This window comes from Nocardioides sp. P5_E3 (genome assembly GCF_054049275.1).
This window is the reverse complement of the sequence record NZ_JBFUMR010000018.1, coordinates 59,822-83,530: the sequence shown is the minus strand read 5'-3', so window position 1 is coordinate 83,530 and position 23,709 is coordinate 59,822. Positions and strand designations below refer to the sequence as shown.

The following is a 23,709-nucleotide window of genomic DNA, read 5'->3' as shown; positions in this document are numbered from 1 at the left end:
GAGGCCTTGGGATGTCACCCACCACCCCGCGACGACGGATCGCCCGGCGATCCACCGTCGGCACCGCGCTGACTGCCGTGGTCGCGCTCGTCGGCAGCGTCCTTCTCGGCGTCGCCACCGCCCTGCCCGCTCAGGCCCACGAGGGGCACGGTCACGTGCTGATCTTCACCGAGGACGCCGCGGGCGACTGGCACGACGCGGCCATCGCCCAGGCGACGCCGAAGGTGAAGACGGCGCTGGAGGCGGCGGGCATGACGGTGTCGGTCGTCCACAAGGAGACGGCCGGTGGTTCGGAGGCCGTGTTCACCGACGAGGGCCTCGCGCCGTTCGACGCGATCCTCGTCTTCCAGGCCAACGGCGACCCATGGAACGCCTCGGAGAAGGCGGCGCTGGAGCGCTGGCAGGCGGCAGGCAACGGCATCGCAGCGGTGCACAACGCGCTCGACATGCGCGGCAACTACCCCTGGTGGGACAACATGGTCGGCTCGCTGATGCCCGGCCACGCGCCCACCGGCACCGACCCCGGCCCGTCCGGCGTCGTGCGCAACGAGGACACCACCCACCCGTCCACCAAGCACTTCACGGGCACCGAGGACGTGACCCGCTGGACCCGCAACGACGAGTGGTACAACTTCAGCAACAACGTGCGCGGCACCGCCCACGTGCTCCAGTCCATGGACGAGTCGACCTACTCGGGCGGCAACATGGGCTACGACCACCCGATCACCTGGTGCAAGCCCTACGAGGGTGGCCGCTTCTGGGGCACCGCGCTCGGCCACTTCCCCTCGCATTACGACGAGCCCGACTTCATGGCCGAGCTCGTGGGCGGCGTGAAGTACGTCGCCGGCCTCGAGGAGGGCGACTGCGGCGGCACCGTGTGGAGCAACTTCGAGCGCATCCCGCTCGACCAGAACACCTCCGCCCCCTTCGCGATCGACGTCGCCGACGACGGCAAGGTCTTCTACACCGAGCTCGTCCGCGGCCAGCTGCGGATGTACGACCCGGAGTCCCAGGCCGTGACCACGGTGCTGTCGCTCCCCGTCTACTCCGGTGGTGAGGACGGCCTGCTCGGCGTCGCCCTCGACCCCGACTTCACGACCAACGGGCACGTCTTCCTCTACCGCTCGGCGGAGTCCCCGGACAACGCGAACCCCGACAACTTCTGGTCCATCGTCTCCCGCTTCACGTTCGAGAACGGGTCGGTCGACCCCGCGTCGGAGAAGGTGATCATCAAGATCCCCGCCCGCCGCCTGCCTGACGAGCCCGGCCACACCGGTGGCGGCCTCGACATCGACGACAAGGGCAACCTGTTCATCGGTGTCGGCGACGACGTCAACCCCCACTCCGAGCCGTCGGGCGGCTACGCCCCGCTCTCCGAACGCGCCGGAACCTTCCACGACGCCCGCGAGACCTCGGCCAACACCAACGACCTGCGCGGCAAGATCCTGCGGATCACGCCGGTCGACGAGCCGGGTCAGCCCGGCATCGGGTCCAGCTACACCGTCCCGGACGGCAACCTGTTCCCCGAGGCCGAGGACGCGGGGCGCGACAAGACCCTGCCCGAGATCTACGCGATGGGCTTCCGCAACCCGTTCCGGTTCTCCATCGACAACGAGACCGGCTGGCTGAGCATGGCCGACTACTCGCCCGACAACGGCACCGACGCCCCCGCCACGCGCGGTCCCGCCGGCATCGCCGAGTGGAACCTCATCAAGAGCGCTGGCAACTACGGCTGGCCGATGTGCATGGGCGGCAACCACCAGGGCCAGAACCCCAACGGTGAGCCCTTCCGCGACGTCGACTACGGCAGCACCACGCCGCTGAACCCGCCGGTCGTCGGTGACTACTTCGACTGCGCCAACCCCGTCAACGACTCGGTGCGCAACACCGGTCTCACCGACCTGCCGCCGGCCCGCGCCGCCGACATGTACTACGGCTACCGCCGCTCGTCGGTCGGTGCCATCCCGCAGGGTGGCGGCCTGGCCCCCATGGGCGGTCCCGTCTACCGCTTCGACGAGGAGCTGGAGTCGGACACGAAGTTCCCGAAGTCGTACGACGGCAAGCCGTTCTTCTACGACTGGGCGCGCAACAAGATGTTCAACATCCAGCTCAAGGACCCGGCCGCGGCTGCGGGCGCGTCGCAGGTGGAGAAGGTCAACCCGTTCCTCCCCGACGTGCCGTTCCTGGCCCCGATCGACTCGAAGTTCGGTCCCGACGGATCGATGTACGTCCTCGACTGGGGCGGCGGCTACGGCCGTGACAACCCGACCTCGGGCCTCTACCGCATCGACTACATCAGCGGCTCCCGCTCGCCGATCGCCCGCATCAGCGCCGAGCCCGACTCGGGCCAGGCGCCCCTCAAGGTGTCCTTCGACGCCAGCGCGTCGACCGACCCCGAGGAGGAGGACCTCACCTACGCGTGGGACTTCGACGGCGACGGCACCACCGACGCCACCGGCGTGACCGCCACCCACACCTACACCGAGAACGGCGTCTTCAACGCCCGCCTGACCGTCACCGACCCGGCCGACAAGTCCGGTACGACGACGGTCCCGATCACGGTCGGCAACACGCGACCGGTGGTCGAGCTCGAGACCCCGCCCAACGGCGCGTTCTTCGACTTCGGTGACGAGGTCAGCTGGGACGTGAAGGTCACCGACCCCGAGGAGGAGACGGTCGACCCGCAGGCCGTCGAGGTGCAGCCGGCGCTGGGCCACGACGACCACGCCCACCCGCTGGTCGCCTCGCGCGGCTTCACGGGCAGCACGGTCACGAGCGTCGGCGGCCACGCGGCCGACGAGAACATCTTCTACGCCATCGACGCGCGCTACAGCGACACCGGTGGCGCCGACGGCGAGAACCCGCTCCTGGGCTCCGACACCGCGGTGATCTTCCCGAAGCTGCGCCAGGCCGAGTGGTTCGACGCCAAGTCGGGCACCGCCACCCTGGCGCCGGGCCGTGACGCGGCCGGCGGCGGTCAGGTCGTAGTCGGCAAGGACGGCGCCTGGCTGCAGTTCGAGCCGGTCAGCTTCCACCAGATCGAGACCTACAACCTGCGGGTCCAGGCCAACGCCGCGGGCGGCACCATCGAGCTGCGCAAGGGCAGCCCGACCGGTGACGTCGTCGGCACGGCCGAGGTCCCCGCGACCGGCCTGCAGTACCGCGACATCGCGGTCGACGTCAGCGAGGTCGGCAGCGAGACGATGGACCTCTTCCTGGTCTTCACCGGGTCGAACGACATCAAGCTCAACTTCATGGAGGCCATGGGCCAGGGCATCTCGCCCACCGCGTCCCCGCTGGTCGCCATCACCGCCCCGGCCGACGGCGACAAGCTCGACCCCGGCGCGCAGGTGACGGTCGCGGCCGACGCCTCCGACGCCGACGGCTCGATCGCCAAGGTCGAGTTCTTCGCGGGCGACACCAAGATCGGTGAGGACGCCACCGCGCCCTACACCGCCGACTGGACGACGCCGGACGACGAGGGCCTCTACGAGATCACCGCCAAGGCGACCGACGACGAGGGCAACACCACGACCTCGCGGCTCGTGCAGGTGCAGGTGGGCGAGCTCTTCGGCGACCTGGTCCCGTTCAGCAACGTCAACGGTGAGTTCGAGCGGCTCGGCGCCGGGCAGTTCCGCATCTCCGGTGCGGGCGCCAACGCCTGGCAGGGCACCGACCAGTACTCGACTCTCTACCAGCCGGGCGCCGGTGACGACGAGTACGACGCCGTCGTACGCGTCGACGCCAGCACCCTCGCCAACAACTCGGGCAAGGCGGGCCTCATCATCCGCAACGACATGACGCAGCCCGGCACCTCGCCCGGTTACGCCATGCTCGCGTGGCGTCGTGCCAGCGGGATGGAGTTCCTCACCGACCCCGATGGCAACGGCCAGCTCAACGCCTCCGTCGCCGGAGGCACCAGCACGGTCCCGAAGTGGCTGAAGCTCAGCCGCCGCGGCGACCAGGTGTCGGCGTACTGGTCCAACAACGGCACCACGTGGACGCAGATCGGGACGGCCGCGACCCTGGCCAACATCGGCGACACGCAGGACGTCGGCTTCTTCATCATGGCCCACGAGTCCGCGGTCCGGACCGCCGACTTCTCGCAGTTCGCTGTCGACAGCGACCCGCAGGAGCCGGAGCCGGAGCCGGAGACCCCGGGCCAGCCGCTGACCTGTGCCACCGGCCCGGTCTCGGACGAGTTCGACTCGCCGGCGATGCTCCCCAAGTGGGCGATGCGCAACGCTCCGGGTGCCCCCATCACCCAGGCCGGTGGCTCGCTCCGCCTGCCCGTCACGAACGGTGACATCAACGAGGCGAGCGAGGGTCCGGTCAGCTTCGCCGGCCAGCCCGTGCCCGCCGGCGACTGGACCGCCACCACCAAGCTCACCCTCGAGCACAGCTCGCACTGGCAGTGGGCGGGCCTGGTCGTGCACCAGTCGGACAACGAGTACAACAAGATCGCGTTCGTCCGGCACCAGAACGGCACGCGCCTCGTGGAGTTCCAGTCCGAGACCAACGGCACGCGCACCACGCCTGCCGCCCCGGTCGTGGCTTCGAACTTCCCGAGCACCATCCAGCTCCGGCTCACCAACGTCGGCGGCAAGCTGACCGGTGCCTACTCGGCCGACGGGTCCACCTGGACCCCGCTGGCCGGCACGCTCGACCTCAAGACCGGGTCGGCTGCCCGCATCGGTCTGATGGCGGCCGGCGACCTCGGCACCACGCCTCGGGTGGCGGAGGTCGACTGGTTCCGCGTGACGCCGGACCGCACGGCGCCGGCCTTCGAGGCCGACGACGAGTTCGACGGCACCGCGCTGGACGGCTGCCGCTGGGCGGAGTCGGTGCGCTACAGCTCCACCACGGCGTCGGTGGCCGACGGCCACCTCAAGATCGGGACGGAGCCGGGCGACATCAACGGCAACAACCCGGTCCAGCCGCGCAACTTCATCCTGCAGGACGCGCCCGAGGGTGACTGGGTGGCCGAGACGAAGCTCAAGGCCCCGCTCAAGCACCGCTACCAGCTGGCCGGCCTGCTGATGTACGGCAACGACGACAACTACGCCAAGGCCGACATCGTGGCCTACAACGCACCCGGCAGCGCGCTCGACCTCAGGGCCGAGCTCGCCGCGGAGAAGGGCGGCAACGGCGTCGCGGGTGGTGACGCGATCAACATCCCCGACACCACCGAGAGCGGCTACTGGTGGGTGCAGGTGACCAAGGTCGGCACGACCTACACCGCCGCGGTGAAGTCGACCGCGGGTGCCTCGTGGACGCCCATCGGCGACGGCATCACCTACGACGGGCCGCTCAACTCCCTCGGAGTGATGGCGATCGGTCCCGAGCAGGAGGAGCCGGTCACGGTCGAGTTCGACTACTTCCACCTCGACACCGAGGAGGAGCCGCCGGCCGACACGACCGCCCCGGTCACCACCGCCACCCAGGCCGTGGTCGAGGACGGCGTGCAGGTCACCCTCACGGCGACCGACGAGACCGGCGGCTCGGGCGTCGCGTCGACCGAGTACCGGATCGACGAGGGCGAGTGGACCGACTACACGGCTCCGTTCGTGATCAGCGAGCCCGGCACCCACACGGTCGAGTTCCGCTCGACCGACGTCGCCGGCAACGAGGAGGCAGTCAAGAGCCTCGAGGTGGTCGTCGAGGCCGCCGACGAGGACGCGCCGAGCACCACCCTCACCTGGCAGCCCGCCACGGCTGACGGTGAGCAGGGCTGGTACGTCACCGCTCCGAGCTTCGCGCTCGCCGCGGAGGACGACGGCTCGGGTGTCGCGTCGACGGAGTACCGCATCAACGGCGGTGCCTGGACGACGTACGACGGCGCGGTGGAGGTGCCCGACGGTGAGCACACCATCGAGTACCGCTCGACCGACGAGGCCGGCAACGTCGAGGACGTCCAGTCCTCGCAGGTGAAGGCCGACACGGTGACCCCGGCGACCGGGGCCACGCAGGAGAAGGCGCCGAACGGGGTGCGGGTGGTGCTCGACGCCACCGACGCCACCTCGGGTGTCGCGGGGTCCGAGATCAAGGTCGACCAGGGTGCCTGGAAGGCCTACACCGCACCGGTCGTGGTGACCGGCGCCGGTGACCACACGGTCCGCTTCCGCTCCACCGACGTCGCCGGCAACGTGGAGGAGGAGCAGTCCCTCACGTTCACCGTCGACGCCGACGGACCGCCCGCCGACACGACCGCTCCGGTGACCACCGTGCGGACCGACCCGGGCTCGCCCGACGGCGGCGCCGGCTGGTTCACCACGGCTCCGAAGGTCACGCTCGCCGCGACCGACGCGGGCTCCGGCGTGGCACGCACCGAGTACCGCATCGGCAACGGCGCGTGGACGGCGTACACCGCTCCGTTCACGGTCACCGCGCAGGGCCGCCAGGTCCTCGAGGTGCGGTCGGTCGACCGGGCCGGCAACGTCGAGACGGCGCAGTCGAAGGACATCGCGGTCGACACCGGCGAGCCGGAGGTCGCCATCTCCGGGATCCGGGCACGCACCTACCCGAGCCACAAGGCGACGGACGTGGCGTGGACGGCGACGGACGCGACGTCCGGGGTCCGGAGCGTGCGGGCGGTGCTCGACGGTGAGACCGTCGAGGCCGGCGCGTGGCAGATGTGGACGCTGCCCACGGGCCGCCACGTCCTCACGGTCACGGCCACGGACGGTGCCGGCAACACCAGCTCGCGCACGGTGGTCTTCACCGTCCGGGCGACCGGAAAGTCGCTGAAGAAGGTCGTGAAGACCGTGGCGTCCGACGGCGAGATCGGTCCCAAGCTCGCCAACAAGCTGCTGCAGGCCGACAAGGACGCCCGCAAGGCCGAGAGGTCGGGCAACCGGAAGGCAGCGAAGAAGGAGCTGAAGGCGCTGCGCAAGCTGGTCCGCACCAAGGTCGACGGGGAGCTCCGCGCGGCCCTGCTCGCCCAGGTGAAGGAGCGCCTGGCCAAGCGATGACGTCGCAGGTCCGGCACTGAGACTGGCCGGGCCCGGGGAGGGTGCCTCTTCCCCGGGCCCGGCTCTTCCATTTCCGTCGATGCCTGTGTCGACACCCGCTCTGCGACACACCCGCCGAGCTGCACTGTGGTGCCCGCCCACACGGTGGCGGCGGTCACACCCCCGCTAGGGTCTCGGGCATGGACAAAGTGGTCTCTTCCGCGGCCGAGGCGGTCGCCGACATCCCGGACGGCGCGACCCTCGCGGTCGGCGGGTTCGGCCTCTCCGGCATCCCCTCGGTGCTCATCGACGCGATCCTCGAGGCAGGCACGGCCGACCTCGAGGCGGTCTCCAACAACTGCGGCGTGGACGAGTGGGGCCTGGGCCGGCTGCTCTTCGCCAAGCGGATCCGGCGGATGATCTCCTCCTACGTCGGCGAGAACAAGGAGTTCGCCCGCCAGTACCTCTCCGGCGAGCTCGAGGTCGAGCTGACCCCGCAGGGCACGCTCGCCGAGCGGATGCGCGCCGGCGGCTCGGGCATCCCGGGCTTCTTCACCGCGACCGGTGTCGGCACGCAGGTGGCCGAGGGCGGGCTGCCGTGGAAGTACGACGACGCGGGCAACGTCATCGTCTCGTCGCCGCCGAAGGAGACCAAGGTGTTCTCCACCGCGGAAGGTGACAGGGAGTACGTCCTGGAGGAGGCGATCGTCGCCGACTTCGGCCTGGTGCGGGCCTGGAAGGGCGACCGTCACGGCAACCTGATCTACCGACAGTCAGCGCGCAACTTCAACCCGCTCGCCGCGATGTGCGGCCGGGTGACGATCGCGGAGGTCGAGGAGCTCGTCGAGCCCGGCGAGCTCGACCCGAACGACATCCACACCCCCGGTGTCTACGTGCAGCGGGTCGTGCAGCTGACGCCGGACCAGGCGGCGGACAAGAAGATCGAGAGGGTCACCACCCGACCGCGGCCCGACGCGTCCGCTGATGCATCGGGGGACGCGCTGGTGGACGACGCGGCGACGCACGGACTGGGAGGCTGACATGAGCTGGACGCGTGAGGAGATGGCGGCCCGGGCCGCCTCGGAGCTGCAGGACGGGTCCTACGTGAACCTCGGGATCGGGCTGCCGACGCTGGTGCCCAACTACGTCGGCGACGACGTCGAGCTGGTGCTGCAGAGCGAGAACGGCATCCTCGGCGTGGGGGCGTACCCCTTCGAGGGCGACGAGGACCCCGACCTGATCAACGCGGGCAAGGAGACGGTGACGCTGCGCAAGGGGGCGTCGTTCTTCGACTCCGCGCAGTCGTTCGGGATGATCCGCGGCGGCAAGATCGACGCCGCGATCCTCGGCGCCATGCAGGTGTCCGCGGTCGGTGACATCGCCAACTGGATGATCCCCGGCAAGATGGTCAAGGGCATGGGTGGCGCGATGGACCTGGTCCACGGCGCCAAGCGGGTGATCGTGCTGATGGAGCACACGGCCAAGGACGGGTCGCTGAAGATCCTCGACGAGTGCGACCTGCCCTACACCGGCAAGCGCGTCGTGCAGCGGATCATCACCGACCTCGCGGTCATCGACGTGATCGACCCGACGACCGGTGAGGTCGCCCCCTCGGGCACCCTCGGCGACCGGGCGCTCAAGCTCGTCGAGCTCGCCCCGGGTGTCACCGAGGACGAGGTGCGGGAGAAGACCCAGCCGCCGCTGGTCTGAGCCCGCCGGGTCACAGTTCCGCAACGACCGGACTTCTCAGGCTGCGCGGGGCGAATTCTTCAAGGGTCCTTCAGGGGCGCTTGGTTGAGTCCTCCTCGGCGGTGGCCCGGCGGAAAACCCCCGTAGGACGCTGGGTCACCGTCCCGTCAACCCGGCTACCCGGAGCACGCCCCGGTCCCCCCGGGGGCGCATCGACGCCTCGACCTCGTACGCTGCCGGAGACACCGGCCGCGGGGGGATGGAGGGAGAACGCACGTGCTGAGCCAGGAAGACACCGCAGGCGCCCGCAGAGCAGCGGACGATCATCGAGACGACTCCTCAGGGCAGGTCGTGGTGCCGGGGCAGCGTTCGCCCTCGGCCGCACGACTGCTGGAGATGACTGCCCGCGACACCGATCAGTGGCGCTCCGACGCCCGGGCCGAGGCGGCGGGGCTCGTCGCCGCAGCCCAGGACGAGGCGGATGCGCTGGTGCGTTCGGCGCAGGGCGAGGCCACGAGCCTGGTCGAGGCCGCGCGACGCGAGGCCGCGCGGATGGTGGACGAGGCGCGAGCGACTGCCGACGGAGTGCAGGCGGAGTCGGAGAAGCAGCGCACGCGCGGGGAGAGAGAGGTCGCTCGTCTCCAGCAGGTGGCGGCAGACCACACGCAGCACCTCCGTCGACACCTGAACGACATGCTGGACCGACTCGACTCCGCTCCCGCTCAGGCGCAGCCCGACAGGAGCGACGGCTCCCAGCCCGGGTAGGTATCTGGGCCGAGCGGGGACTGCCGCTCGAGCAGGAGCCCAGCAGGTGCTTGGGGAACGACCTGCAGGCTCATCGGGTCGATCGACCTGCGTCTCGTTCCCCAGCTGCTCGACCGGAGTGGCCAGCAGCGACGCCCCGGGGCTCCCGGCTGCGGGGCTCAGTCCTCGCCGTCGGCGCCCTTCGACCAGTCGGGGAGCTCCTGGAGCGCCCAGCCGTTGCCGTCGGGGTCGGCGAAGAAGACGAAGCGACCCCAGGCCAGCTCGTCGACCTCGCTGACCTCGACGCCGCGCGCGACGAGGTCGGCGTGGGTCGCGTCGGCGTCGGCGATCACGATCTGCATGTTGTCCAGCGACCCGGGCTCCATCTGCGTCAGCCCCTTTCCGATCGCGATCGAGCACGCCGACCCGGGCGGCGTCAGCTGGACGAACCGCACGTCGTCGCTCACCACCTGGTCGTGGTCGACGACGAAGCCGACCTTCTCGTAGAACTCCTTGGCCCGGTCGACGTCGGTCACGGGCACCATCACCAGCTCCAGCTTCATGTCCATGACCCGAGGCTAGGACTCCTTCAGGCCAGCCGCTGACCGCTTTTCGCGCGGACACCTGAGGACGCCGCGGCTGTGAGCGGCCCCCTCCGTCCACCATCTCCTCAGGTATCGCCATGTGGGCGTGGGAGGGCCGGGCGCACCGCCGGGTGTGCTATCTCTAGTAACCCAGTAGAGATTGCGTAGAAAGGCGGACGATGGAGTTCCTCTGGTACATCCCCAACCAGGTGACGGCGGGGCACCGGCTCGACGACACGGTCGCGGGGCACAACAGCCTGCCGCGCCTGACCGCGCTCGCTCGCCTGACCGAGGAGCACGGGTGGGGAGGGGCGCTGATCGGCACCGGCTGGAAGCGGCCGGACACCTTCACGGTCGCCACCGCCCTCGCGGCCGCCACGACGACGTTCAACCCGCTGATCGCGATCCGACCGGGCTACTGGACGCCGGCGCACTTCGCCTCGTCCGCCGCCACGCTCGACCAGCTGAGCGGCGGGCGGGTCAAGGTCAACGTCGTGAGCGGCCCCGACCACCAGCCGCAGTACGGCGACGACGAGGGCGACCAGGCGCAGCGCTATGCCCGGACACGCGAGTTCATGCGGCTCGTGCGGCGCTACTGGACCGAGGACGACATCACCTTCGAGGGCGAGCACTACCGGGCCGAGGGTGCGACCCTCGAGCACAAGCCGGTGGCGCGCGAGGGGCGGCCACACCCGCAGCTCTACTTCGGCGGAGCCTCCGAGGCGGCCCAGCGCACCGCGGCCGCCGAGGCGGACGTGCAGCTCTTCTGGGGCGAGCCGCTCGACGGCGTGGCGGCGCGCATCGACCACCTCCGGACGCTGAGCGCCGAGCTCGACCGCGACCTGCCGCCGCTCGAGTTCGGCCTCCGGATCACGACCCTCGTCCGCGAGACGACCGAGGAGGCCTGGGCCGACGCCGAGGCGAAGGTCGCCGCGATGGCCGAGGGCCAGCACGAGTGGGCCGTCGACCCCGGCCGCCGGGTGGCCGTCGGGCAGCGGCGGCTGCTCGACCTCGCCGAGAAGGGCGACGTGCTCGACGACTGCCTCTACACGGCCCCCGGCCGCGTGGGTGGCGGCGGCGCCGGCACGACCTGGCTGGTCGGCTCGCCGGACGACGTGGCCAAGGCCCTGCGCCGCTACGCCGACCTCGGCGTCAGCCACTTCGTGCTTAGCGACACGCCGTACGAGCAGGAGATCGTGCGCGTCGGAGACTCGCTCCTGCCGCTCCTGCGCTGACCCCGCGCACGCGCCGACACCCGTCGGCGCGGGTGAACGGGAACTCCTGTCACCACAAAGTCGGCAAAGTCTATTCAGTTACATTACTTTTGAAGTCCGCTGTTCCGAGAAGGAGTACCACTGATGCCACGACGAGGGCGCACCCGCACCCTGACCCGAGCGGCCCTGCTGGCCACCGCCGGCCTCCTGGCCCTGTCCGCCTGCGGCGGTGAGCAGGCCGGCCCCAAGCTGGAGCTCTCGGCCGCCCTGCCCGACTCGCCGTCCGACGGCACCACGCTCCGCGTGGGCGACCCGGCCACACAGGTGGCCCTCGAGACGTCCGGGCTGATCGACGACCTGGACATCGACGTCGAGTGGGCCAACATCACCGGCGGCCCCAAGACGCTGGAGGCCTTCCGCGCCGACGCGATCGACATCGGGTCGGTCGCCGACATCCCGCCGCTCTTCGCGCACTGGACCGGCACCGACGTCCGCATCGTCGCCGCCCGCGAGACGGTCGACCCGATGGAGCACCCGACCTACGAGCTCGGCGTCGCGCCCGGCGTCGACGTGAAGAGCATCGAGGACCTCAAGGGCAAGAAGATCGCCTACAGCCCCGGCCAGGCGCAGGGCGCCCTGGTGCTCAACGTGCTCCGCGAGGCGGGCCTGACCCAGGACGACGTCGAGTTCGTCGAGATGCAGAGCGTCGACGACGCCTTCTCCGTGGCCCTCGCCAGCAAGCAGGTCGACGTCGCGCCGCTCGGCCAGACCCTGGTCAAGACCTACCTCGCCAAGTACGAGCAGGACGGGGCCACGACCATCGCCCCCGGAGTGCGCGACGACGCGTGGACCCTCTACACGCCGACCACCGTGCTCGAGGACGCCGACAAGGCGGCCGCGATCAAGGAGTACGTCGCCGCGTGGGCCAAGGCCCAGCAGTGGATCTCCGACAACCCGGACGAGTTCGCCGAGGCCTACTACGTCGATCACGAGGGCCTCTCGCCCGAGGACGCGCAGTACGTCGTCGACGCGCTGGGCCAGTTCACCGTGCCGACCGACTGGGACGAGTTCATCGCCCGCCACCAGCAGACCGTGGACACGCTGGTCGAGGCCCAGGACCAGGAGCCGCTGGACGTGGAGACCCTCTACGACCGCCGCTACGAGAAGGCGATCGCGGCGGCGGTGGACGGGTCATGACGACCCTCACCGGCAGCCCGTCCACGCCCACCCGGGCGCTGGCGGAGGCGGAGGACGTACGCCCCACCCGGCGTCGGCTCGGCCCCGGGGAGCCGATCCGCTTCGGCGGCCTCATCGGGATCGGCGTGCTGCTCGCCGCCTGGGTGGTGGGCTCCGCCACAGGGGTGCTCGACCCGCGCACGCTCACCGAGCCGTGGACGGTGCTCCAGACCGCGGGCATGCTGATCGAGACCGGCCGCCTCCAGGAGAGCCTGGTGACGTCGGGCATCCGCGCGGCCCTGGGCCTGGGCCTCGGCGTCGTCGCCGGCACGATCCTCGCGCTGATCTCCGGCCTGTCCCGCGTCGGTGAGTCCCTCATCGACGGGCCCATCCAGGTGAAGCGCTCCATCCCGACGCTCGCGCTCATCCCGCTGCTGATCCTGTGGCTCGGCATCGGCGAGCCGATGAAGGTGATCACCATCGCGCTGGCCGTCTTCGTGCCGATCTACATCCACACCCACAACGGCCTGCGCACCATCGAGGGCAGGTACGCCGAGCTCGCCGAGACGCTCGGCGTGTCCCGCAGCGAGTTCGTGCGCCACGTCGTCCTCCCCGGTGCGATGCCCGGCTTCCTGCTGGGCCTCCGCTTCGCGGTGACCTCGTCGTTGCTCGCGCTGGTCGTGGTCGAGGTCATCAACGCCACGAGCGGGATCGGCCACATGATCACGCTGGCGTCCAACTACGGGCAGACCGACATCATCGTCGTCGGCCTGGTCGTCTACGCGCTGCTCGGCGTCACCGCCGACGCGGTCGTCCGACTGATCGAGAGGAAGGCACTGTCATGGCGTCGTACGCTGGCGAGCTGAGCACCCAGGTAGCACCCGCGGTGCGGGTGAAGTCCCTCCACCGCAGCTTCAACGAGGCAGGTGGCGTGCTCAACGGCCTCGACCTCGACATCGCGCCCGGTGAGTTCGTGGCCCTGCTCGGGCGCAGCGGCTCGGGCAAGAGCACCCTGCTCCGGTCCCTCGCGGGCCTGGACCGCGGCGTCGCCGGCACCGGTGTCATCGAGGTCCCCGAGAAGGTGTCGGTCGTCTTCCAGGACTCCCGGCTGCTGCCGTGGAAGCGCGTCCTCGACAACGTGACGCTCGGCCTGCGCGCCGGCGACGCGTCGGACCGCGGTCGCCAGGCGCTCGCCGAGGTCGGCCTCGCCGGCCGCGAGAAGGCCTGGCCCCACGAGCTCTCGGGTGGTGAGCAGCAGCGCGCGTCGCTGGCCCGCTCGCTGGTCCGCGACCCGCAGCTGCTGCTGGCCGACGAGCCGTTCGGCGCCCTCGATGCGCTCACCCGGATCCGCATGCACACGCTGCTGCGCAAGCTGTGCGAGGTGCACCAGCCGGCCGTGCTGCTGGTCACCCACGACGTCGACGAGGCGATCGTGCTGGCCGACCGCGTCATCGTGCTCGACGGAGGCGTCGTACGCCACGACGCGCGCGTCGAGCTCGACGGCCGGCGCTCGCAGGCCGACCCGGCGTTCGCCCGGCTGCGGGCGCGGCTGCTCACGGAGCTCGGCGTCGAGGACGACCACGACGCCGCTCCGGCACGCCACCTCGACCGCCACCGCGACCCGGCGTCGGAGAGGGCGGCCTCGTGACCTCGGACAGGCAGCTGCACCTCAACCTGTTCATCTACCCCGACGGCCACCACGAGGCGGCCTGGCGGCACCCGGACAGCGAGACCGACCGGATCCTCGACATCTCCTACTACCAGGAGCTGGCCCAGCGGGCCGAGGCCGCGAAGTTCGACGCCGTCTTCTTCGCCGACGGTCCGTCGCTGGCCGAGAACATCCAGTACGCCGCCCGCTTCCGCCTCGAGCCGATCACCGTGATGACGGCGATCGTCGCGGCGACCGAGCGGATCGGCGTCATCGGCACGGCGTCCACGACCTACACCGAGCCGTACAACCTCGCCCGGCAGTTCGCGGCGCTCGACCACCTCAGCAAGGGCCGGGCCGGCTGGAACATCGTCACCACCGGCGCAGCCGACGCGGCGCTCAACTTCGGTCTCGACGCGCACCCGCTGCACCGCGACCGCTACGAGCGGGCCGAGGAGTACGTCGACGTCATCACGAAGCTGTGGGACAGCTGGGAGGACGACGCGGTCGTCGCCGACCGGGAGAGCGGGATCTTCGCCGACCCCGACAAGATCCACCGCGTCGAGCACGTCGGCAAGTACTTCCGGGTGGCCGGCCCGCTCAACGCGCCGCGGTCCCCGCAGGGCCGGCCGGTCTACGTGCAGGCCGGGTCGTCGGAGGACGGGCGTGCCTTCGCCGCCCGCTGGGCCGAGGCGATCTTCACCGCGCACCAGACGCTCGGGTCGGCGCAGGAGTTCTACGCCGACATCAAGCGCCGCGCGCAGGCGCAGGGCCGCGACCCGCGGGGCCTCAAGGTGCTCCCGGGCATCAGCCCGTTCATCGGGGCCACGGCGAAGGAGGCCGAGGACCTGCACCAGGAGTTCAACGACCTGACCCAGCCGGGGTACTCGCTCGCCCAGCTCAACCGGCTGACCGGCGTCGACCTGTCGGCGTACGACCTCGACGAGCCGTTCCCGCGCGAGGTGATCGACACCGACGAGGAGCGCAGCGAGGGCAGCCGCTTCCAGCTCGTGCTCGACATCGTCGAGCGCGAGAACCCCACGCTCCGCCAGCTGTGCCACCGGCTCGCCGGTGCGCGCGGCCACCGGGTCGTCACCGGCACGCCCGACCAGGTCGCCGACACGATCCAGGAGTGGGCCGAGTCCGGCGCCGCCGACGGCTTCAACGTGATGCCGCCATGGCTGCCCGGAGGGATCGAGGTGTTCATCGAGGAGGTCGTGCCGATCCTGCGCCGACGCGGGTTGTTCCGCACGGAGTACACAGGAACCACGCTGCGCGACCACCTCGGCCTCGAGCGCCCCGCCAGCCAGTACGCACCCCATCACCAGGAGAAGACCGCATGAGCTTCGAGCACTACCGACCCCTGGGCCGCACCGGCGTCCAGGTCAGCCCGCTGACCCTCGGCGCGATGATGTTCGGCGCGTGGGGCAACCCCGACCACGACGAGTCGATCGCGATCATCCACCGCGCCCTCGACGCCGGCATCAACGTCATCGACACCGCCGACGTCTACGCCCGCGGCGAGTCCGAGGAGATCGTCGGCAAGGCGCTGCAGGCCCGCAAGGGCAGCCGCGACGACGTCTTCCTGGCCACCAAGTTCCACGGCAACATGCACGACGAGGACCCCAACCAGGCGGGCAACTCGCGCCGCTGGATCGTCCGCGAGGTCGAGCACTCGCTGCGCCGCCTGCAGGTCGACCACATCGACCTCTACCAGGTGCACCGCCCGCGGCCGGAGGTCGACATCGACGAGACGCTCGGCGCGCTGACCGACCTCGTCCGACAGGGCAAGATCCGCTACCTCGGCACGTCGACGTTCCTGCCCTCGCAGGTCGTCGAGGCGCAGTGGGTCGCGGAGAAGCGCCAGCGGGAGCGCCCGGTCACCGAGCAGCCGCCGTACTCGATCCTCGCCCGCGAGGTGGAGCGCGACATCCTGCCGACGGCCGAGAAGTACGGCATCGGCGTGCTCCCGTGGAGCCCGCTGGCGGGTGGCTGGCTCTCGGGCCGCTACCGCCGCGGCGAGGACCCGGCCGTGTCGTCGAGCCGGCTGAAGCGCCAGCCGGCCCGGCACGACCCGGCGTCGCCGGAGAACAAGGTGAAGCTCGAGGCCGTGCACGCGCTGCAGGAGCTCGCCGACGAGGCGGGCCTGTCGCTGATCCACCTCGCGCTCGGCTTCGTGCTCGCCCACCCGGCGGTGTCCTCGGCGATCATCGGCCCCCGCACGCTCGAGCAGCTCGAGTCGCAGCTCGGGGTGGAGAAGGTCGTCCTCACCCCCGACGTGCTCGACCGGATCGACGAGATCGTGCCGCCCGGCACGACGCTCAACGAGGCTGACCGGGGTTACGCACCGCCGGCCCTCGTGGAGGCGGCGCTGCGGCGTCGGTGACGGCTCCGGGACCCGGCTCGCGTGGGGTGAGCCAGGGACCGGATTTGTCGGCGCGATCCCCGGATATCCGGGGAAGTTCCCGCTTGTCGGCCGAAACTTCGGCCGACAAGCGGGAGGTTCGGCCGACAAGTGACGGCCCCGGGGGCGACCGAAGGACGTGCTGTGAGGCTTCTCTCGTCGGGGAACATCGACCGGCGCGCAGTGGCTGAGGGAGTCGTACAGTCCTCAACCATTCTGGAGGCACCACCTTCATGTCCCGTGCATTCGAGCCCCTCGCCGTCGGCCCCTGGAAGCTCCCGCAGCGCTTCGTGATGGCCCCGCTGACCCGCAATCGCGCGGGTGACGGCAACGCCCCGACCGACCTCAACGCGGAGTACTACGCGCAGCGCGCCGGAGCCGGCCTGATCGTCACGGAGGGGACCGCCCCCAGTCACGTCGGCCAGGGATACCTCGACGTGCCCGGGCTCTACACCGACGAGCAGGTCGCCGGCTGGCGCCTGGTCGCCGATGCCGTGCACGCCCGCGACGGCGTGGTCGTCGCCCAGCTGATGCACGCCGGTCGGATTGCCCACGCGGACAACAAGGGCGGCGTGGAGACGATCGCCCCCAGCGCCGTGCAGGCCCCCGGCGAGATGGTCACCGCCGACGGCACCAAGCCGCACGACGTGCCCCGCGCGCCGGAGACCGACGAGGTCGCCGGCCTGGTCGCCGACTTCGTGACCGCGGCCCGCAACGCCGTCGCGGCCGGCCTCGACGGTGTCGAGGTGCACGCGGCCAACGGCTACCTGCTGCACCAGTTCCTCGACCCGACGGTGAACCTGCGCGACGACGTCTACGGCGGTTCACCGGAGAACCGTGCCCGCTTCGTCATCGAGGTCGTGAGCGCGGTCGCCGAGGCGATCGGCGCCGAGCGGGTCGGCCTGCGGCTGAGCCCGGCCCACCAGTTCAACGGCATCGGCGAGGAGCTCGGCCCCGACCTCACCGCCACCTACCGGGCCGTGGTCGACGCCGCCGCGCCGCTCGGCCTGGCCTACCTGAGCCTGCTGGCCAGCCCGCTGGAGCCGCTCGAGACGCTGGTGCGCGACCTGCGTGAGCGCTTCGACGGCGTCGTGCTCCTCAACGACGGCTTCGGTGACGTGACCACCCTCGACTCGGTCGAGAAGCTGCTCGAGACCGGCCTCGCCGACGCGGTCGTCGTCGGGCGTCCCTTCCTGGCCAACCCCGACCTCGCCGACCGGTGGCGTGCCGGGTCGGAGCTCAACGCGCCGAACCCCGACACGTTCTACGGCGGCGGTGCCGAGGGCTACACCGACTACCCCACCATCGAGCAGGCGTCCTGACCCGCTCCCGCTGACAGTCCGGCCGGCCCGTCCCCGTTGGGCCGGCCGGACTCATGCCGGTCGGGTCCGCGAGGCGGCGAGCACGCCGAGCACCGCGGCGAGCGCGGCGAAGGCGAAGACGGTGAGGAACGGGTCGAGGTCCTGCCGCTCGGCCGCCGCGAACGCGGCACCGGCCACCGACAGCGCGAGGGCGGCGCCGAGGGAGTCGGCCACCGTGAGGGCGGAGGAGTTGAAGCCCCGGTCGCGGTCGGTCGACGCCTCGAGCATCGCCACCCCGGTGCGGGGGTAGGCGAAGCCCATCCCGGCACCGGCGAGGACGTACGCCGCCGCGGGCAGGACGGCTGACGGGTGGGCGCCGGCGTCGTGGGCCAGCACGCTCGCGGCGAGCGCCGTCAGGCCGGTGAGCACCAGGCTCGTGCCGACCACCATCGCGCGGGTGTGGGACACACGCGCGCCGAGCCGCGCCTGGACCTGGCTCGCGCTCGCCCACACCACGCCGACGAAGGTCAGCGCGATGCCGGCCCGGCCGGGGGAGAGCCCCCAGTGCTCCTGCAGGACGTAGACGATGTAGGCCTCGGCGCAGAAGAACGTCGCGGCGAGGAGGCCGCGGGTGGCCACCACGGACGGCAGTCCCCGGCGCAGGGTGCGGCTGCCGGGCGGGAGCAGGCGGCCGAGGGAGATCCAGACGCCGGCGAGGGCCGCCAGGGCACCGATCGCCGCGACGCCGCGGGCCGACCCGACGAGCTCCAGCACGAGCACCGCCACCGCTCCGAGGGCCGCCCACCACAGCCGTGACACGGGCGTGTCCGTGCCCTCGGCGTGCACGGTGAGGCCGCGCAGCGCCGGGGCCAGCAGGGCGAGGGCGAGGGCCACGAGCGCCACCGCGCCGAGGAAGACCCAGCGCCAGCTCCACACGTCCGCGACCAGGGCCGCCAGCCCGGGTCCGAACAGGGCGGGCAGGACCCACGCCGCCGCGAAGGAGGCGAAGACCGCGGGCCGGAGCACGGCCGGGAAGACCAGCCCGACGACGACGTACAACCCCACCGTGAGCGCCCCGCCGCCGAGGCCTTGCAGGACGCGGCCGACGAGCAGCACCTCCATCGACGGCGCCAGACCGCACACGAGCAGCCCGGCCGAGAAGAGCGCCATCGACGCCAGCAGCGGCACCACCGGTCCGGTGCGGTCGCTCCACATGCCCGCGGCCACCATCCCGACCACACCGCTGGCGAGCGGCGCGGCGAAGGCGAGCGCGTAGAGGTCGAGCCCGTCGAGGTCGCGCGCGACCGTGGGCATCACGGTGGCCACGGCCATGGCCTCGAACGCGACGAAGGCGATCAGGCCGAACATCGCAACGGTCGTGGCGGCGTACGCCGGCGAGAGGATGCGCTCGCGGGGCTGGGGCGGTGTCGTGCTGGTCGTCACCGGCCCGACGGTAGGACCTCAGGTGCACCTGAGGTCAATCGGAATAACGAACCCGGTGCAGACGCTGGGTCGACAGTGACTGCTCCCTCCGTCGACCTGTCCGTGCTCGACCTCGTCCCGGTCCGCAGCGACCAGACCACCGGTGACGCCCTCGCCGCCTCGCGCAGCCTGGCGCAGGTCGCCGACGAGCTCGGCTACCGCCGCTACTGGGTGGCGGAGCACCACAACATGCCGGCCGTCGCCGCCACCAACCCGCCGGTCCTGATCGCCATGTTCGCGTCGGCGACCGAGCGGATCCGGGTCGGGTCGGGCGGCGTGATGCTGCCCAACCACGCCCCGCTCGTGGTGGCCGAGCAGTTCGCCCTCCTCGAGGCCGCCTACCCCGGTCGCATCGACCTCGGCATCGGCCGCGCGCCGGGCACCGACCCGCTGACCCGCTACGTCCTGCGCGGCGGGAGCGCGGAGTCCGCCGACGAGGCGGTCGCGAAGTTCCCCGACTACGTCGAGGACATCCGCACCCTGATGACGACCGAGGGCGTCGAGCTCCAGGTGGGGCCCCGCCGCCAGCCGCTGCGGGCCACCCCGTCGGCACGCACGATCGCCGACATGTGGCTGCTCGGGTCGTCGGACTACTCGGCGCGACTGGCCGCCGAGAAGGGCCTGCCCTACGTCTTCGCGCACCACTTCTCGGGAGAGGGGACCCGCGCCGCGCTCGACCTGTACCGCTCGTCCTACCGCCCGTCGCCGGAGTACCCCGAGCCGCGGACTTTCCTGACCGTCAACGCCGTCGTGGCCGAGACGGAGGAGGAGGCCCGGCGACGCGCGCTGCCCAACGTGCAGCAGATGATCGCGCTCCGCACCGGCGCGCCCCTCCACCCCCAGCGGCTCGTCGAGGAGGCCGAGGCCGCCGAGATGACCGCCGACCAGCGCGCCTTCGGTGACGCGATGGCGCAGCGCTGGATCGTCGGCTCGCCCGACCAGGCGCGGACCCGGATCGAGGAGCTCGCCGCCGAGCACGGCGTCGACGAGGTGATGGTGCACCCCGTGGCGGGTGCCGCGGCCGGGACGGACGTACGCACGTCACCCGCGCGCGAGGAGACGCTGCGCCTGCTCGCGGGCTGAGCGGGCAGTTCCTCGCGCACCACAACGCCGACCGGGCAGTTCCTCGCGCACCGGATCTGCCATGCGCGAGCACGTGCCCGGTCGGCGGTTTCAAGCGCCACGAAGTGCCCGGTCAGTGGCGTTCCTCGAGCCCGACCGCCTCGCGCAGGTCCTCCGCGGCCTCGCGGAGCCGGGGGTCGTCGGCGGCGCGTGAGTCCATCAGCGCAGCGAGCGCCTCGGCGATGACGTTGAGCTTCTCCTGCATGGCCTCGGTGTTGCGGCGGCCGGCGTTCTCCAGCAGCACGAGCAGCAGCAGCGACAGCACGGCGCCGAAGGTGTGGATCGCCAGCTCCCACTTGGTGGTGGTCTTCCACAGCGGGTAGCTCGCCGCCCAGATGACCAGCACCGCCACCACGACCGCGAAGAACGGCGCCCGGCTGATCACCTTCGTCGACAGCTCGACGAACCGCTCGAAGGGGTCCAGGCCGTCCTGCTGCTCCCGGCTCTTCGCCGCGTCAGTGCGCTCCATGACCGGAACCTAGTGCCGCGGACGCCTCACCGTCCTCATCCCTGCCCGAGCCCGGCGTCCCGGGCGCGGATGATGACGTCGGCCCGGTCGGTGGCCTGCAGCTTGGCCAGGATGCTGGTGATGTTGTTGCGGATCGTCTTGGGCGAGAGGAACAGCGCCTGCGCGATCTGGCCGTTGGAACGGCCGGCCGCGATGAGGTCGAGCACCTCGGTCTCCCGCTCGGTGAGCTCCGGGAAGGGTCGCTCGGGCCGGCTGGCCGGGGCGAGCACCTCCGCGATGCGCGCGGCGAGCGAGGCACCGAAGACGACGCCGCCGCCGTGGACCGTCGACACCGCGCGGACGATCTCGTCCTGCTCCGCCCCCTTGCGGAGGTAGCCCCGCGCCCCGGCTCGCAGCGCGGACAGCACCGTGCCGTCGTCCTCGCCCATCGTCAGCACGAGCACCCCGACCTCGGGGTGCGCCGTCACGACCGCGCGGGTGGCGTCGATGCCGTTCATCACCGGCATCTGCACGTCCATGATGACGACGTCGGGGCGGTGCTCGTCGACGAGCGCGACGGCCTCGGCGCCGTCGGACGCGCGGGCGACCACGTCGATCCCGGGCAGCGGGTCGAGCAGCGAGGCCAGGCCGTCGCGGAAGACCGGGTGGTCGTCGGCGATCAGCAGCCGGATCGGCGGCGTCGTCGGCTCGGTCATCGGGGGCTCCTCACGGGTTCGGTCCGGCGCAGGCTCGACGTGGTCGGGGGGTCGGTCGGCGGAACGGCGTCGCCCGCGGCGGTGCCGTACGGCAGGACCGCGCGGACGGTGGTGCCGCCGGACTCCGGGCACACCACCTCGCAGCGGCCGCCGAGCTCCTCCGCGCGCTCGCGCAACGACAGCAGGCCGACCCCGGCGGTGACGTCGGGACCGATGCCCCGGCCGTCGTCCGCGACGGTGACGGTCAGCCCGCCCGCGTCGCCCTCGAGGCGTACGTCGACGTGGCTCGCGCCGGCGTGCTTCACCACGTTGGCGAGCGCCTCCGACACGATCCGGTAGGCCGCGACCTCCACGGCCGCCGGCAGGCCCGTCGCGCCCTCGGCCGTGACGTCCACGTCGACCTCCGAGCGCACCCGGTCGGCCTGCTGCCGGACCGCGGCCTCCAGGCCGAGGTCGTCGAGCGCGGGTGGGCGCAGGTCGTGCACGAGGCGGCGTACGTCGTCGAGGGCGTCGCTCACCTCGGTGCGGGCCAGGGCGACGAGCTCGCGGGCGCGTGCGGGGTCGGTGTCGATGGTGTTGCCGGCGGCCTGCAGGCGCAGCGCGACCCCGCCGAGGACCGGGCCGAGGCCGTCGTGCAGGTCGCGGCGGATCCGGCGGCGGTCGTCCTCGCGGCCGAGCACGAGCCGCTCGCGGCTGGCCTGCAGCTCGGTGGCGAGCAGGCGGGCGCGGATCGCCACCGCTGCCTGGCGGACGAGGTCGACCAGCAGGCCCTGGTCGCGCCGCGACAGCATCGAGCGGTAGCCCTGGACGGGCAGCACCAGCCGGCCGATGCGCTCGTCCTGGTAGGCGATGTCGATCTCCTGCACCTCGGCCGGCGGCGTGCCGTGCGAGGCGGAGAGAAGGCCGCCTTCGGGGGTGAGCACCTCGACCCGCACGTGCCGGACCTTGAAGGTGTCCGCCACCGCGGAGGCGAGGGCCGGCAGCTGCTCGTCGACGGTCCCGATGGTCTCGAGCCTGGCCGCCAGCGCGGACACCGCGCCGTAGCGGTCGTTGCGGCGGCCGAGCAGCAGGCGGTGGACGAGGCCGCCGAGCCAGCCGCGCAGCGGGCCGTAGGCGACGACGGCCAGCACGAGCACGACGAGGGTGACGTCGCGCTGGTCGAGGCGGTCGCCGAGCAGCGCGGTGCCGGCGGCGAGCACGGCGAGGTCGATGCCGATGACGATCGCGGCCACGACGGCGGTGGTCAGGGTCCAGGCGACCAGGGCGTCGACGTCGCCGAGCCCCGGGCGCAGCAGGCCGACGGCGAGCGACGCCGCGAGGGTGATGACCGCGACGTCGAGCAGGACCGTGGTGAAGCCACCGCTGACGGACAGGGTCGCGCCGGCGAGGACGAGGAGCACGCACATGATCCCGGCCCACAGCAGCCAGCGGATCTGGGTCCGCTCACGCGGGTCGGCGTGCCGGTGGCGGACCCACAGGAGGGCGACCGCGACGGCGATGGACCCGAGGGTCAGCACCTGCCCGAGGTGCAGCAGCGTCTCTGCCACTCCGTCGGTGACCGGGAGGTGGACGAGCTCGGTCGAGACGCCGGGCACGTGCGTGGTGTAGACGACGTCGTCCGGCGCGAGCACCAGCATCAGCGGCAGCGCGAAGGAGGCCACCAGCACCGCCGCGGAGACGGGACGCCAGCGGCCACCCAGCAGCCGGCCGGTGGGGTAGAGCAGGAGCAGGGCCACCAGCCCGGACAGCAGCACGGCGCCGAACCGGGCCACGAACCAGAAGGCAGCGTCGGTGCCCACCGAGTCGTGCGCGTGACCGTGGGCGAGCCACCCCGACAGGGTGCCGTCGACCGACCACACGACGGCGACGGCACCGAGCACGAGCCCGACGCGGTCGCCCGGCCGCTCGCGCAGCACCCACGCCGCCGAGGCGGCGAGGACCAGCCCGGGCAGGGCTACTGGGAAGGCAAACCCGATGTCGGCCGCCGCCCGCTCGGCATCCGTGTTCGTCACGTCGAGCCAGACCGATCCGACCAGGCAGGCGAGCCCGATGACCAGCGGGACGTACGCCGTCAGCGAGGCGCGCGGCTGCGCGGGTGCGGCGGGTGCGGCGGGCGGCGTACGGCTCACGCGAGCAGTATCACCGCGAACGTGTCCCGCCGTCCCGGGACCACGGTCCCCGTCGTGGGGGACCGGGCAAGGGGACCGGGGCCGGGACCTCGCTCCCTGACG

General features: G+C 71.9%; 17 protein-coding genes. 12 read left to right on the top strand and 5 right to left on the bottom strand.

The features are described from left to right. Window positions 1-11: 11 nt before the first annotated feature. The 4 genes from ACXJKB_RS13150 (at window position 12) to ACXJKB_RS13135 (ending at window position 9,404) form a co-directional block, all read left to right on the top strand. Entirely contained in the window at window positions 12-6,971 is a 6,960-nt protein-coding gene (locus ACXJKB_RS13150; RefSeq protein ID WP_457189017.1) for an OmpL47-type beta-barrel domain-containing protein, read from the top strand. A 179-nt stretch (window positions 6,972-7,150) separates the two neighbouring features. Next, complete coding sequence (locus tag ACXJKB_RS13145) at window positions 7,151-7,990, top strand: CoA transferase subunit A (protein ID WP_457189015.1); 840 nt, start codon at window positions 7,151-7,153, stop codon at window positions 7,988-7,990. A gap of 1 nt (window position 7,991) precedes the next feature. Next, window positions 7,992-8,660, top strand: a complete 669-nt coding sequence (locus ACXJKB_RS13140) for a 3-oxoacid CoA-transferase subunit B (protein ID WP_457189013.1) — start codon at window positions 7,992-7,994, stop codon at window positions 8,658-8,660. A 375-nt stretch (window positions 8,661-9,035) separates the two neighbouring features. Then, on the top strand, window positions 9,036-9,404 hold the full coding sequence (locus ACXJKB_RS13135; protein ID WP_457189011.1) for a hypothetical protein: 369 nt from the start codon (window positions 9,036-9,038) through the stop codon (window positions 9,402-9,404). 158 nt (window positions 9,405-9,562) lie between these two features. On the opposite strand, the gene ACXJKB_RS13130 is transcribed toward ACXJKB_RS13135, so the two are convergent. After that, window positions 9,563-9,952, bottom strand: a complete 390-nt coding sequence (locus tag ACXJKB_RS13130) for a VOC family protein (RefSeq protein ID WP_457189009.1) — start codon at window positions 9,950-9,952, stop codon at window positions 9,563-9,565. 194 nt (window positions 9,953-10,146) lie between these two features. Between ACXJKB_RS13130 and ACXJKB_RS13125 the strand changes: the two genes are divergently transcribed. From ACXJKB_RS13125 to ACXJKB_RS13095, 7 genes are all read left to right on the top strand, one after another. Further along, on the top strand, window positions 10,147-11,202 hold the full coding sequence (locus tag ACXJKB_RS13125) for an LLM class flavin-dependent oxidoreductase (RefSeq protein ID WP_457189007.1): 1,056 nt from the start codon (window positions 10,147-10,149) through the stop codon (window positions 11,200-11,202). 123 nt (window positions 11,203-11,325) lie between these two features. Next, window positions 11,326-12,378 carry an ABC transporter substrate-binding protein gene (locus tag ACXJKB_RS13120; protein ID WP_457189005.1) on the top strand — a complete coding sequence of 351 codons (1,053 nt, stop codon included), beginning with the start codon at window positions 11,326-11,328 and terminating at the stop codon, window positions 12,376-12,378. Beyond that, entirely contained in the window at window positions 12,375-13,223 is an 849-nt protein-coding gene (locus ACXJKB_RS13115) for an ABC transporter permease (protein WP_457189003.1), read from the top strand. The genes ACXJKB_RS13120 and ACXJKB_RS13115 overlap by 4 nt, the downstream gene beginning before the upstream one ends. Then, entirely contained in the window at window positions 13,199-14,005 is an 807-nt protein-coding gene (locus tag ACXJKB_RS13110) for an ABC transporter ATP-binding protein (protein WP_457189001.1), read from the top strand. The genes ACXJKB_RS13115 and ACXJKB_RS13110 overlap by 25 nt, the downstream gene beginning before the upstream one ends. Continuing rightward, window positions 14,002-15,348, top strand: a complete 1,347-nt coding sequence (locus ACXJKB_RS13105) for an LLM class flavin-dependent oxidoreductase (RefSeq protein WP_457188999.1) — start codon at window positions 14,002-14,004, stop codon at window positions 15,346-15,348. The genes ACXJKB_RS13110 and ACXJKB_RS13105 overlap by 4 nt, the downstream gene beginning before the upstream one ends. Beyond that, entirely contained in the window at window positions 15,345-16,391 is a 1,047-nt protein-coding gene (locus ACXJKB_RS13100; protein ID WP_457188997.1) for an aldo/keto reductase, read from the top strand. Before ACXJKB_RS13105 ends, ACXJKB_RS13100 begins: the two co-directional genes overlap by 4 nt. A gap of 251 nt (window positions 16,392-16,642) precedes the next feature. Then, on the top strand, window positions 16,643-17,731 hold the full coding sequence (locus ACXJKB_RS13095) for an alkene reductase (protein WP_457188995.1): 1,089 nt from the start codon (window positions 16,643-16,645) through the stop codon (window positions 17,729-17,731). A gap of 51 nt (window positions 17,732-17,782) precedes the next feature. Here the strand turns inward: ACXJKB_RS13095 and ACXJKB_RS13090 are convergent, their stop codons facing one another. Further along, window positions 17,783-19,153, bottom strand: a complete 1,371-nt coding sequence (locus tag ACXJKB_RS13090) for an MFS transporter (RefSeq protein ID WP_457188993.1) — start codon at window positions 19,151-19,153, stop codon at window positions 17,783-17,785. 75 nt (window positions 19,154-19,228) lie between these two features. Here ACXJKB_RS13090 and ACXJKB_RS13085 point away from each other — a divergent pair, with 75 nt between their 5' ends. Then, entirely contained in the window at window positions 19,229-20,275 is a 1,047-nt protein-coding gene (locus tag ACXJKB_RS13085; RefSeq protein ID WP_457188991.1) for an LLM class flavin-dependent oxidoreductase, read from the top strand. A gap of 112 nt (window positions 20,276-20,387) precedes the next feature. On the opposite strand, the gene ACXJKB_RS13080 is transcribed toward ACXJKB_RS13085, so the two are convergent. From ACXJKB_RS13080 to ACXJKB_RS13070, 3 genes are read right to left on the bottom strand one after another with little or no spacing between them, the layout of a single operon-like run. Beyond that, entirely contained in the window at window positions 20,388-20,783 is a 396-nt protein-coding gene (locus ACXJKB_RS13080; protein ID WP_457188989.1) for a low affinity iron permease family protein, read from the bottom strand. A 35-nt stretch (window positions 20,784-20,818) separates the two neighbouring features. Continuing rightward, complete coding sequence (locus ACXJKB_RS13075) at window positions 20,819-21,478, bottom strand: response regulator (RefSeq protein ID WP_457188987.1); 660 nt, start codon at window positions 21,476-21,478, stop codon at window positions 20,819-20,821. Next, window positions 21,475-23,607 (bottom strand): sensor histidine kinase, encoded by a 2,133-nt coding sequence (locus ACXJKB_RS13070; protein WP_457188985.1) that lies wholly within the window; start codon window positions 23,605-23,607, stop codon window positions 21,475-21,477. Before ACXJKB_RS13070 ends, ACXJKB_RS13075 begins: the two co-directional genes overlap by 4 nt. Window positions 23,608-23,709: the final 102 nt, after the last annotated feature.

What these genes read in the sequence shown, in the direction of transcription:
- ACXJKB_RS13150 (WP_457189017.1), top strand. Translation starts at nt 12, where the DNA reads ATGTCACCCACCACCCCGCGACGACGGATCGCCCGGCGATCCACCGTC.
- ACXJKB_RS13145 (WP_457189015.1), top strand. Translation starts at nt 7,151, where the DNA reads ATGGACAAAGTGGTCTCTTCCGCGGCCGAGGCGGTCGCCGACATCCCG.
- ACXJKB_RS13140 (WP_457189013.1), top strand. Translation starts at nt 7,992, where the DNA reads ATGAGCTGGACGCGTGAGGAGATGGCGGCCCGGGCCGCCTCGGAGCTG.
- ACXJKB_RS13135 (WP_457189011.1), top strand. Translation starts at nt 9,036, where the DNA reads ATGACTGCCCGCGACACCGATCAGTGGCGCTCCGACGCCCGGGCCGAG.
- ACXJKB_RS13130 (WP_457189009.1), bottom strand. Translation starts at nt 9,952, where the DNA reads ATGGACATGAAGCTGGAGCTGGTGATGGTGCCCGTGACCGACGTCGAC.
- ACXJKB_RS13125 (WP_457189007.1), top strand. Translation starts at nt 10,147, where the DNA reads ATGGAGTTCCTCTGGTACATCCCCAACCAGGTGACGGCGGGGCACCGG.
- ACXJKB_RS13120 (WP_457189005.1), top strand. Translation starts at nt 11,326, where the DNA reads ATGCCACGACGAGGGCGCACCCGCACCCTGACCCGAGCGGCCCTGCTG.
- ACXJKB_RS13115 (WP_457189003.1), top strand. Translation starts at nt 12,375, where the DNA reads ATGACGACCCTCACCGGCAGCCCGTCCACGCCCACCCGGGCGCTGGCG.
- ACXJKB_RS13110 (WP_457189001.1), top strand. Translation starts at nt 13,199, where the DNA reads ATGGCGTCGTACGCTGGCGAGCTGAGCACCCAGGTAGCACCCGCGGTG.
- ACXJKB_RS13100 (WP_457188997.1), top strand. Translation starts at nt 15,345, where the DNA reads ATGAGCTTCGAGCACTACCGACCCCTGGGCCGCACCGGCGTCCAGGTC.
- ACXJKB_RS13095 (WP_457188995.1), top strand. Translation starts at nt 16,643, where the DNA reads ATGTCCCGTGCATTCGAGCCCCTCGCCGTCGGCCCCTGGAAGCTCCCG.
- ACXJKB_RS13080 (WP_457188989.1), bottom strand. Translation starts at nt 20,783, where the DNA reads ATGGAGCGCACTGACGCGGCGAAGAGCCGGGAGCAGCAGGACGGCCTG.
- ACXJKB_RS13075 (WP_457188987.1), bottom strand. Translation starts at nt 21,478, where the DNA reads ATGACCGAGCCGACGACGCCGCCGATCCGGCTGCTGATCGCCGACGAC.